Origin of the sequence: Agathobaculum sp. (assembly GCF_022775115.1) — a bacterium.
In the GTDB taxonomy this organism is placed as follows: domain Bacteria; phylum Bacillota; class Clostridia; order Oscillospirales; family Butyricicoccaceae; genus Agathobaculum.
The window spans coordinates 38,571-49,878 of sequence record NZ_JALFLA010000016.1 but is presented as its reverse complement, the minus strand read 5'-3'; the positions used below and the strand labels follow the sequence as shown (position 1 = coordinate 49,878).

The window sequence follows — 11,308 nt, the reverse complement described above, 5'->3', positions numbered from 1 at the left end:
ATCGGCCAGGCGGTCCACGGAGTAGAGGTAGTCAAAGCTGTCCCGGACCTCGGCAAAGGCAAAGCGGCCGGGGTACCGGTCGGCCAGCCAGTTTTTGTGGTACTGGCCCAGGCAGATCAGCCGCAGAGGGTGGCCCTGGCTGTGGGCCTCCCGGGTCAGGGCCTCCAGAGCCGGGGTGGGGTCGCCGTCTCCCACGGGCCATAGGTAGGCCGGCCCCCGGGAGGATTCCAGCCGAACCAGCATCCGCCGGTCCAGCCGGGCGATCTGAAAGCCATAGGTCTGCTGCCAGCAGAAGAGGACGGGAAAGCTGTAGTCGCAGAGGGGGGGGCCTTCCAGCGCTGCCAGGGCGGTGGCCCAGCAGCGGTCGGAGAGACTGGGTGGTTCAAAAGATATCATAAAGTAATGGTCTCAATCTCGTACTGGTTGTTGCGGACGATGGCGTCCAGCCGGATCTCCTCGGTGACGGAGGAGAGCAGGTTGTAGGCCGCGCCCTGGTTCTTGGCCCGGCCGGTGCGGCCGATGCGGTGGACATAGTATTCCCCTTCTTCGGGGATATCATAATTGATGACGGCGTCCACATCGTCGATATCCAGTCCGCGCGCGGCCACATCGGTGGCGACCAGCACGCGCAGCTTGCCCCGGCGGAAGCGGGTGAGTGTGCGCTCGCGGATGCTCTGGCGGATATCGCCGTGGATGCAGCCGGCGTCAAGCCCCTGCGCGCGCAGCAGGGCGGCCAGCCGGTCGGCCATGGCCTTGGTGTTGCAAAAGACGATAGCGCGTTCGTAGCCGCCCGCCTCGATCAGCTTGCCGGTCAGGTCGGTCTTGTCGCGCCAGTCCAGCTCGATGCGGTATTGCTGGATGTCGGGGCGGTCTTCCTTGACGGCCTGCACGGTGATCTCGACCGGGTCGCGCTGATATACCCAAGAAATATCCATCACCTCGATCGAGAGGGTGGCCGAGAACATGCCAAGGTTGCGGCGGTGGGGCATTTTGTCCAGAATGCGGGTCACGTCCTCGATAAAGCCCATGTCAAGCATACGATCGGCCTCATCCAGCACGACGGTGCGCACCCGGTCGAGCCGGAGCGTCTTGCGCCCGAGGTGGTCGGCCAGCCGGCCGGGCGTCGCCACGACGATCTGCGGCTTTTTTGCCAGCGCGCGCACCTGCTTGTCCATTGATGCGCCGCCGTACAGGCAAGCCACGCGCACGCCCGGCTTGAACTCGCACAGGGTACGCAGCTCGCTTTCGATTTGGAGCGCCAGCTCGCGTGTCGGCGCGAGGACGAGCGCCTGCACAGCCTCGTTCTCCGGCTCGGCATGCTCGACCATCGGGATGCCGAAGGCGAAGGTTTTGCCTGTGCCGGTCGGCGCTTTGGCGATGATGTCGCGCCAGTCCATCAGATAGGGGATCGCGCCGCCCTGCACCGGGGTGGCGATCTGGTAGCCCTTTTTGTCGAGCGCGCGCATGATTTCCGGGGAAAGGCCGAGCGTGTCGTACCCGACCGCGCCATGGGCCGGCTGTCCGTTGATTTCCATATCTAAATCTATCCTTTTTATCATATATTTCGTCGGCCTTTAGTGTATCATATCGGTGCGTCCGGCGCAACTTTTTTCGGCCTTGCGCCGCCCGACGGGCATACCCCTGCACCGCTGCCGGGGCGGCAGCCGGTCCTTTTTGTCAAAAAGGCGAGAAGGGGCGCGCAGACGCGCGTATTTTTGTATTCACTTGCCGGAGACGTTGTGGTATACTATAAAGAACACCGCGCCGTTGGCTTATGCCGCGTCAAAACAGAAAAGCGGACAGGCGGACCGCGCCGACGCGCGGGTCGTGCCTTTTGATTGATTTTGCGAAGGGAAGGGATCTCTCATGCCAAACCGTATGGTTATCCAGCTTGCGGGCCAGCAATATACGATGCTGGCGGAGGAATCCGAGGAATATATGAACGAAGTGGCCGAGCTGGCACAGCAGACCATCGCCGCCTGCGGCGGCTCGTCGGCGTTTGCATCGACGCGCGCGCTGGCGCTGTCGGTCGTGACGCTGGCGGACGAATATATCAAGGCGAAAAAGGCAGCCGAGAGCGCTGAGGCTAAGTGCCGTGCGCTTGAGACGGAGAACGAAGCGCTGCGCGGTCAGGCGCAGAAAAACGGCAGCCAGCAGCAGGGGCACAAGCGCCGATGAAGAATAATACAGTAGAACTGCTTGCCCCGGCAGGCTCACCCGAAGGGGTGCGCGCCGCCGTGCAATCGGGCGCGGGGGCGGTATATATGGGGTTTGGCTCGTTCAACGCGCGCCGGGGCGCGAAGGGTTTTACCGCCGATGAGATGGCCGAAGCCATCGCCTATTGCCGCGCGCGCGGCGTAAAAAGCAATATCACGCTCAACATCCTTGCGGGCGACCGTGAGCTCGACGCTGCCGTGGAGGATGCGAAATTTCTGTATGAGGCGGGCGCGGACGCGCTGATCGTACAGGATCTCGGCCTTGCGCGGCTGATCCATGCCCACGCGCCTGATTTTGCGCTGCACGCCTCGACCCAAATGACTGTGCATACGCTCGACGGCGCGCGGCAGGCCAAGGAAATGGGCTTTTCCCGCGTGGTGCTCAGCCGTGAGTGCCCGGCTGAGGCGGTGCGCCGGATCACGGCCGAGGCCGGGATCGAGACCGAGGTGTTTGTGCACGGCGCGCTGTGCATGTGCTATTCGGGGCAGTGCTACCTGTCCGCGGTGATCGGGCGGCGCTCGGGCAACCGCGGCCTGTGCGCGCAGCCCTGCCGCCTGCCGTATGACGGGGGCTATCCGCTCTCGCTCAAGGATCTGGCGCTGGCCGGGCATGTGGCCGCGCTGGCCGATATGGGCGTGTCTTCGCTCAAAATAGAGGGGCGCATGAAACGGCCGGAGTACACGGCTATCGTCACCAAAATATACGCCGATCTGCTGCGCGAGCGGCGCGGCCCGACCGAGGAGGAAAAGGACACGCTGCGTCGCGTCTTCTCGCGGGACGGCTTTACCGACGGTTACTACACCGGCCGCAAGGGGGCGGAGATGTTCGGCATCAAGACCGACCTGCCGCTCTCCGAGGTGCAGGCGCTTTACCACGAGGCCGCCCGCCGCTTTGAGCCGGGCAAGGAAGCGCCGCTCGTGCCGGTATATATGCATTTCACCGCGCGGCGGGACACCGGCGCGGTGCTGAGCGTGGACGGCGTTTCGTCCGCCGCACCGGTCGAGGATGCGCAAAAGCGTGCGCTCACGTCCGAAATGGTGGAAAAATCGCTGCGCAAGACGGGCGGCACACCCTTTTGGACGGACAGGCTGCGCATTGAGCTGGAGGACGGGCTGATGCTCCCGGCGGCGGCGATCAACAGTATGCGGCGCGACGCGCTTGCGCTGCTGCTGGCAAGGCGCGCCGCGCCGCCCGCGCGCGATTGGGTGGACGAGGCCGCGCCGGACGAGAACGGCCTGGTGCGGCTGGCGCACGGCTTTCGCGGCTTTACAGCCTCGGTGCGCACGGCGGCGCAGGCCGAAGCGCTTGCCGGGCTGGGGCTGGAGACTATCTACGCGCCGGTCACGGTTGCGGCCGAAACCGGCCTGCCGGCCACGCTGCCGCGCGTGTTTTCAGATACCGAGCAGCCCGAGATCGAGATGCTGCTCGGCAAGGCGATGAGCCGGGGCACGGATACCGTGCTGATCGGCAACATCGGGCAGGCCATGCTGGCGCGCCGTATGGGCGTGACCGTACACGGGGACTTCGGCCTGAATGCCTTCAACTGCCAGACGCTCGAAGCGCTGGCCGAGCTGGGCGTCAAGCGGCAGACGCTGTCGTTTGAGGCGCGGCTGGCGCAGGTGCGCGACATGGCCGGGCCGCTTGAGAGTGAGCTCATCGTCTACGGCCGCCTGCCGCTGATGATTTTTGAAAACTGCGCTATCCGCGGGCGGCACGGCGGCAAATGCCGCTGTGAGGACGGCGTGACTTACTTGACCGACCGCAAAAAGGAGCGTTTTCCGCTGCTGCCCGAATACGGCTGCCGCAACACGCTGCTGGGCAACCGTCCGCTCTGTCTGCGGGAGGATTTCGCGCGGCTGGGCGTGCATACCGCGCGTCTGCTGTTCACCATTGAAACACCCGAGGAGTGCGCGCATATCGCGCGGGCATTTCTTGCCGGTGCGCCCCTCGAAGGGGAATTTACAAGCGGACTGTACAAGCGGGGCGTGGAATGAGCGCGTTCGCCGAGGGTTGCGCAAGAGGGGCAGCGCCGTGTTCCGCGCGGCGGCGGAAAGAGGAGGAAGCTGTGAAGATGGAGTTGGTTTTGGCCTCCGGCTCGCCGCGCAGGCGCGAGCTGATGGGCTTGATCACCGCGCGTTTTTCGGTCTGTCCGGTGGACGCGGACGAAACGCTGCGCCCCGGCGCGCCGCTGGACGAGGAGGTCGTGCGGCTGAGCGTGAGCAAGGCGAACGCCGCGCGGCAGATGCATCCGCAGGCGGTCTGCATCGGGTCGGACACGATGGTAACGATCGACGGCCTGCCGCTCGGCAAACCGGAAAATGAAGCGCAGGCTGCGGGAATGCTGCGCCGCCTGTGCGGCCGCACACATGAGGTGCTCACCGGCCTTGCCGTGCTGCCGCCCGAGGGTGCGGCGCGCACGCTGCTCACCCGCACGCACGTCCGCTTCCGTGACTTCGCGGAGGACGAGCTTGCCGCCTACCTCGCCACGGGCGAGCCGCTGGACAAGGCGGGTGCATACGGCATCCAAGGGCGCGGCGCGCTGCTGGTCGAGGGGATAGAGGGCGACTATTACAGCGTGATGGGGCTGCCCGTTGCCGGTCTGTATGTGATCCTGAGAGAGCTGGGCGCGGTGTGACGCGCCTGCGACGGATGGGAGGATAATTTTGCGAAGGAGAAGGAACATCAGCTCGCGCTTCTTTGTGGGCGTGATCGTGGTGATCGTGATATGTGTGCTGGGCGCGCTGTACAGCGGCGTGAGCGGCAACCCCTCGCCGGTGACCCGGCTGGTCGGCGTGGTGACCGCGCCGGTGCAGCGGCTGGCCACCGGCGTGAGCAGGTTTTTCGGCAAGGGCTTGTCCTATTTCACTGAATTTGACGCGCTCAAGGCCGAAAATGAGCAGCTGAAAAAGCAGATACGCGGCATGGAGCAGGAGGTGCGCGACGCGCGCCTTGCGCTTGAGGAAAACGACCGTCTGCGCCGTGACGCAGGTATGCCCGAGCGCACGCGTGACCTGACCACGCTGCCCGCTGAGGTCATCGCCCGCAACCCGGGCGACTGGGCGACCACACTGACGCTGGATAAAGGCTCGTCCCACGGCGTGGAGAAGGGTGATCTGGTCATCACCGAGGACGGCGTGGCCGGCTATATCAGCGCGGTCGCGCCTAACTACTGCGAGGTGACCAGTGTGATAGACATAGAGATGCAGTGCGGCGCGCTCATCACCCGCACGCGCGAGAGCGCGATCGCTGAGGGCAACTATGACCTGATGGCCGAGGGCAATCTGCGCTTGTCTTACTTAAAGGAGGACGCTTCGGTCGTTATCGGCGACACGGTGGAGACCTCGGGCGCGGGCGGCGTGTTCCCCAAGGGCGTGATGATCGGCACGGTCGAAAGCGTGCTGCCCGAGGAGAACGGCATTTCCTATTACGCGGTCATCAAGCCCTTTGTCGATGTGGACACGGTATCGAGCGTTTCGATCGTCACCGCCTTTACGGATACCATGGAGTAACGCCATGCAGAGAGAACAATTATCCATACCCAAGCTGCTGTGCTACGCGCTGCTCGTGCTGGCAGTGTATGTGGTGCAGACAAGCCTTTTGGGCGCGTGGTCGTTCCGGGGCTATCATCTGGATCTGCTGCCTGCCTTTGTGGCCGCTGCCGCGCTGTGGGACGGGCCGATGGAGGGCGCGGTGACAGGCATTATCGTCGGCGTGTTTTACGACCTCGGCTTTATCGGGATAGACGGCTTGTATCCGCTGTTTTTTCTGCTGTTCGGCCTGGTGGCGGGCGCGTTGAGCCGGTTGGCGCTCAGCCGCAGCTATGTCTCCATGCTGATGATGAACGCATGCGAGATGGTGCTGCTGGGCCTGATGCGCTATTTGGTCTATCTGCTGCCGCAGAAGGGCGCATCCTTTTCGCTGGTGCTGCAGCAGGTGGTGGGCGGCACGCTGCTGTCCTGCCTGCTGTGCTTTATCGTCTATTGGCCGGTTGGGCGGATCAGCCGCCGCTTTGGCACACACTGAGTTCCCCCTTTTCCGCCGGAGGAGAGAAAAACCATGATAAATAAAAATCAACTGCTGCGCCGCCTGCTGGTGATGGGCTGCCTGCTGCTGCTCTGCGCGGGAACCGCCGGGGCGCAGCTGATCCGCCTGCAAATGGTGGATGGCGAGGACTATGTCAAGCGCGCCGCCGTGTACCTGACCACGACCTCGACCGTGTCCGCCGCGCGCGGCGAGCTGCTCGACCGCTACGGTCGCGCGATGGTGACCAACAAAACGGCCTTTTCGCTGGTGCTGGTGCACTCCGCGTGGGAGACCGAGGGACAGTACGAGCGCCTGCTCGATCTGGCCGCGCGGGTGCGCGCGGACGGCGGCACTCTGTGTGACACGCTGCCCATCAGCACATCCGCGCCGTACACCTATACCGCCGCGGCGGGAGACAGCAAGATGACCAGCCTGTCCACCTATCTCAAGGACAGCCGTAATACCCTCGGCCTGACCGCGCTGCAGCAGGCCGTGACCGATGCGCAGACCCGCCAGCAGGAGCGGCCGCGCCATGACGCGAACGGCAACGTGATCGACGAGGTGGACGCGCTCGACGCGACGCAGTACGTCAGTGCGGATGAGTTTATCCGGGTGATGCGGGGCTATCTGGAGCGCAGCAAGGGACTGCCCGCCGGACTGAACGAGGCCGACGCGCGCACGCTGATTGGGCTGTATTACAGTATGCGGCAGATCGGCTTTGGCACCCGCGTCAACTTCACCATGGCCGAGGATATCTCGATCGACCTGATCGCCTATATCAAGGAGCATCATCAGCAATATCGCGGCGTTGAGGTCGATACGGAGGCCGTCCGCCGGTATGATACGCAGCTGGCTGCGCACCTGCTGGGTACGGTCGGCCCGATGTACTACGAGGAATGGTACGAAAACAAAAACGGCGGCCCATACAAGGACAAGTCCGGTTATAACCAGAATGACTCGATCGGCAAAAGCGGCCTCGAAAGTGCGCTGGAAGACTATCTGCACGGCACAGCCGGCTCGCGCACGGTGGACACCACGCTCGGCGGCAAGACCGTCAGCGAGCAGACGACCGGCTATGCCCCTGAGCCGGGCGACAACGTGATCACCACCATTGACCTGGATTTGCAGCAGGTGGCCGAGCAGTCGCTCGCGGAGAATATGGCGCAGTACCGGCGCGGCGCGGCGGCGGTCGCGCTGGCGGTCAACTCCGGCGAGGTGCTGGCTATGGCGTCCTATCCGACCTACGACCTGGAGAACTACTATGACGAGGACGAGGTCAACGCGCGCCTGAACGATTCCCGTTCGCCCGAATACAACCGCGCCACGCAGGGTGTTTATCCGCCCGGCTCGACCTTCAAGGTGCTGACCGCGATCGCTGCGCTCGAGGAGGGTGTGATCAACGCGGGCACGACCTATAAATGCGAGGGCACGTTCGAGTACGGCGGCCAGACCTTCCGCTGCAACAACCACCCACAGCCCATGACGCTCGACGTGACGCAGGCGATCAAGTATTCGTGCAACGTGTTCTTTTACAATGTCGGCAAGGAATTGCAGGGCGAGCGGATGGAAAAATGGTGCGACCGCTTTGGCCTTGGCCGGGTGACCGGTATTGAGGTGGGCGAATCGGCCGGGCACGCGGCGGGGCCGAGCTACCGCAAGCTGATGATCGAGGCCGACCCGGCGCTGCGCGAATGGCAGGGCGGCGATGACGTCAACGCGGCCATCGGCCAGTCGGACAATGGCTTTACCCCGCTGCAGATGGCAAACTATGTCGCGGCGGTCGTAAACGGCGGCACACTGTACAAGCCGACGCTGGTGCGTAATATCAAAAGCTATGACTACGGCAGTGTCGTGCGCAGCGAGCAGCCCGAGGTGATCGGCACGATCGAATTTTCCGACGCGACGCGCCGCCTCGTGATGACCGGTATGGGCGAGGTTACCGCCGAGGGCGGTACCGCGGCGACCGTGTTCGCGGACTATCCGGTCAAGGTGGGCGGCAAGACCGGCACGGCGGAAATGTTTGAAAGCGATAAAAACGGCGTGGTCACCAAGTATAATAACGGCCTGTTCGTTGCCTTTGCTCCGTTTGACGATCCGCAAATCGTGGTGTGCGTCGTGGGCGAGGGCGCCGAGCACGGCTCGTCCGTCGCGCCCGTGGTGCGGGATATTTTCGACGCCTATTTCAAGGCCGAACCGGACGATAATGTCAAAACGGTGCAGCAGGAAAACACTCTTGTCCCCTGAACCTGCCAAGGTGTGTTAAAAAATTTACACAGGCGCTTGTAAATTTGCCCCCAATGGATTATAATGTATCGGTAGAGTTTTATGAATTTCGGAGGCGGTATGTTGAAGGTCATCTTAATAGCGTCCGGCAAAGGCGGCACGGGAAAAACCTCCTTTGCGGCGGGTGTGGGCATGGCGCTGGCGCAGCTCGGCCGCCGCGTGCTGCTGATTGACGGTGACTGCGGCCTTCGCAACCTCGACATTGTGCTGGGCATGTCCGATCGCGTGGTATACTCCTTTGCTGATGTTGCCGGCGGCGCTGTGCCGCTGGCCGACGCCATGGCGCGCCACCCGGACTGTGAGTCGCTGTACCTACTTACCGCGCCCGTGGCGCTGCCCGCGCTGAGCGAGCGCGGCATGGAGCAGCTGGTCGCGCAGGCCGAAGAGGCTGGCTTCGACTATCTGCTGCTGGACGGCCCTGCCGGCCTGCCGGCCGAGCTGTCCTTTCTGGCGCACATTGCAACGCAGGCCGTCGTCGTCACCGCGACCGACCGCGCCTGCATTCGCGGCGCGGAGCGCTGCGCGCGTAAGCTGGAGGAAGAATACTGCATTTCCCGCATCCGCATGGTGCTCAACCGTGTCAGGCCGCGCATGATAACGCGCGGCCGCTCGGGCAATATTGACGATGCGATGGACGAGGCCGGGCTGCCGCTGCTCGGCATCGTACCGGAGGATGAAGACCTGATCTCCTGCGGAAACAGCGGCAAAAGCATACTGGCAGTCAAGCAGACGGGTGCATCGCGTGCGTTTTGCAGTATCGCCCGCCGGCTGGAGGGCGAGCGGGTACCGTTGGTCCGGCTGTAACGCACGCTTGCGTGCGGATGGGGCAGGCAGCTTGTGTGGTGGACTTGGAAGGGGATGTGACAGAAGAAATGAACATAGCTTTGATCGCGCACGACCGCAAAAAAGAGCTGATGGTGCAGTTTTGCATGGCTTACTGCGGCATTCTGGCAAAGCATGACATCTGCGCAACCGGCACGACCGGCAAACTGGTGGAGGACGCGACCGGCCTGAAGATCGACAAGTGTCTGGCCGGGATGCAGGGCGGCGAGGAGCAGATCTCCGCGCGCGTGGCGTATAACGAGATCGACCTTGTGCTGTTTTTCCGCGATCCGATGTCCAATTCCCAGTATGAGCCTGATCTGCATGCGATCGCGCGCCTGTGCGATATGCACAACATCCCAATCGCAACCAACTCGGCAACGGCTGAAATGCTCGTGCTCGGTCTTGATCGCGGCGATCTGGACTGGCGCAACATCGTTAACCCCAAAAACGGAAAAAAGTAATACAAACGAACATGCACCGGATGGGCCGCGCCGCCCGTTCGGTGCAATCGTCTGTCTTGAGGAGTAGAAGTATGAAAAACGTCAAACCGAGAACGCTGTCCGGCTTTATGGAGCTGTTGCCCGCGCCGCAGATGCAGATGGAGCGCATCATGCAGACGCTGCGCGAGACCTACGCACTGTACGGCTTTTATCCGCTGGACACCCCGCTGATCGAGTCCTCCGAGGTGCTGCTGGCTAAGGGAGGCGGCGAGACTGAGAAGCAGATATACCGCTTTATGAAGGGGGACAGCGACCTGTCCCTCCGTTTTGACCTGACCGTGCCGCTGGCCAAGTACGTCGCGCAGCATTACAGCGCACTGACGTTTCCGTTCCGCCGCTACCAGATCGGCAAGGTCTACCGCGGCGAGCGCGCGCAGCGCGGCCGCTTCCGCGAGTTCTATCAGGCCGATATCGACGTGATCGGTGACGGCAAGCTCGATATCATCAATGAAGCCGAGGTGCCGAGCATCATCTACAAGCTGTTCACCGCGCTCGGGCTTGCGCGCTTTCAGATACGCATCAACAACCGCAAGGTGCTCAGCGGCCTGTTCGCCATCCTCGGGCTGGCGGACAAGGCGGGCGAGGTGATGCGCACGATAGACAAGCTGGAAAAAATCGGCGCGGATAAGGTCAGAACTGTGCTGACCGGGGATTGCGGCGTCCCGTCGGAGGCAGCCGACGAGCTGCTTACCTTCCTCACCGCGCCGGGCGGCGCAGCGGGCGTGCTGGCCGCGCTCGAGCGCTACAAGGGGCGCAACGAGACCTTCGATCAGGGCGCGGATGAGCTTGCGACCGTGGCGCGGTATATGCAGGCGTTCGGCGTGCCGGCCAGCCATTTTGTGATCGATTTGACCATCGCGCGCGGCCTTGACTATTACACCGGCACGGTGTATGAGACCACGATGCTCGACCACCCGGAGATCGGCTCGATCTGTTCAGGCGGTCGGTATGACAATCTGGCTGCATATTATACCGATAAACAGCTGCCGGGCGTCGGCATCTCGATCGGCCTGACGCGCCTGTTCTATGTGTTGGGCGAGCAGGGCTATCTGAACGAGCAGATGAACAAAGCGCCCGCCGATGTGCTCATCCTGCCGATGACTGAGGATATCGGTCAAGCGATCGCGTTGGCCACAGGCCTGCGCGGCGCGGGCATCCGCACCCAGCTTTACAGCGAGCAGAAAAAGTTTAAGCACAAGATCGGCTATGCCGACAAGCTCGGCATCCCCTATGTTGTTTTCCTCGGCGAAGACGAGATAAAGGAGGGACTGTTGGCCGTCAAGGATATGCGGAGCGGCGAACAGGTCAAGGTTTCCTTCGAGCAGGCGGTCGAGCAGATACGCAGCGGACTTGCCGCCGCGAATGCGGGCAAGGTCATCGTCGACCGGCAGTAAGACCGCCCCGGTGCGGGCAAAGGCGCCGCGAATGCGGCAATATGGATATAAAAACTCGAAATAAGG

11 protein-coding genes are annotated in these 11,308 nt (G+C 63.0%); 9 read left to right on the top strand and 2 right to left on the bottom strand.

Translation table 11 applies throughout. The features are described 5' to 3' along the window. A partial coding sequence (locus MR935_RS02190; protein ID WP_290570640.1) for a phosphatidylglycerol lysyltransferase domain-containing protein occupies positions 1-396 on the bottom strand: 396 nt, incomplete at its 3' end. Further along, positions 393-1,535 (bottom strand): DEAD/DEAH box helicase, encoded by a 1,143-nt coding sequence (locus MR935_RS02185; protein ID WP_290570638.1) that lies wholly within the window; start codon positions 1,533-1,535, stop codon positions 393-395. The genes MR935_RS02185 and MR935_RS02190, both read right to left, overlap by 4 nt. A gap of 331 nt (positions 1,536-1,866) precedes the next feature. On the opposite strand from MR935_RS02185, the gene MR935_RS02180 reads away from it, so the two are divergent. The 9 genes from MR935_RS02180 (at position 1,867) to hisS (ending at position 11,242) form a co-directional block, all read left to right on the top strand. Beyond that, positions 1,867-2,178 (top strand): cell division protein ZapA, encoded by a 312-nt coding sequence (locus MR935_RS02180; protein WP_290570636.1) that lies wholly within the window; start codon positions 1,867-1,869, stop codon positions 2,176-2,178. Then, positions 2,175-4,211, top strand: coding sequence for a U32 family peptidase (locus MR935_RS02175; protein WP_290570634.1), 2,037 nt, complete (start codon positions 2,175-2,177; stop codon positions 4,209-4,211). Before MR935_RS02180 ends, MR935_RS02175 begins: the two co-directional genes overlap by 4 nt. 77 nt (positions 4,212-4,288) lie before the next feature. Further along, positions 4,289-4,852 carry a Maf family protein gene (locus tag MR935_RS02170; protein ID WP_290570632.1) on the top strand — a complete coding sequence of 188 codons (564 nt, stop codon included), beginning with the start codon at positions 4,289-4,291 and terminating at the stop codon, positions 4,850-4,852. Positions 4,853-4,880: 28 nt separating this feature from the next. Further along, a complete protein-coding gene (gene mreC / locus MR935_RS02165; RefSeq protein WP_290570630.1) occupies positions 4,881-5,726 on the top strand; it encodes a rod shape-determining protein MreC in 846 nt (281 codons plus the stop codon). Positions 5,727-5,730: 4 nt separating this feature from the next. After that, positions 5,731-6,240 (top strand): hypothetical protein, encoded by a 510-nt coding sequence (locus tag MR935_RS02160; RefSeq protein WP_290570628.1) that lies wholly within the window; start codon positions 5,731-5,733, stop codon positions 6,238-6,240. A gap of 33 nt (positions 6,241-6,273) precedes the next feature. Then, on the top strand, positions 6,274-8,484 hold the full coding sequence (locus MR935_RS02155) for a peptidoglycan D,D-transpeptidase FtsI family protein (protein ID WP_290570626.1): 2,211 nt from the start codon (positions 6,274-6,276) through the stop codon (positions 8,482-8,484). A 99-nt stretch (positions 8,485-8,583) separates the two neighbouring features. Next, positions 8,584-9,327, top strand: coding sequence for a nucleotide-binding protein (locus tag MR935_RS02150; protein WP_290570624.1), 744 nt, complete (start codon positions 8,584-8,586; stop codon positions 9,325-9,327). A 68-nt stretch (positions 9,328-9,395) separates the two neighbouring features. Then, positions 9,396-9,809: a methylglyoxal synthase gene (locus tag MR935_RS02145; RefSeq protein WP_290570622.1), complete on the top strand. Its 414-nt coding sequence runs from the start codon at positions 9,396-9,398 to the stop codon at positions 9,807-9,809. A 71-nt stretch (positions 9,810-9,880) separates the two neighbouring features. Beyond that, on the top strand, positions 9,881-11,242 hold the full coding sequence (gene hisS, locus MR935_RS02140) for a histidine--tRNA ligase (RefSeq protein WP_290570621.1): 1,362 nt from the start codon (positions 9,881-9,883) through the stop codon (positions 11,240-11,242). The last annotated feature ends 66 nt before the right edge of the window (positions 11,243-11,308 follow it).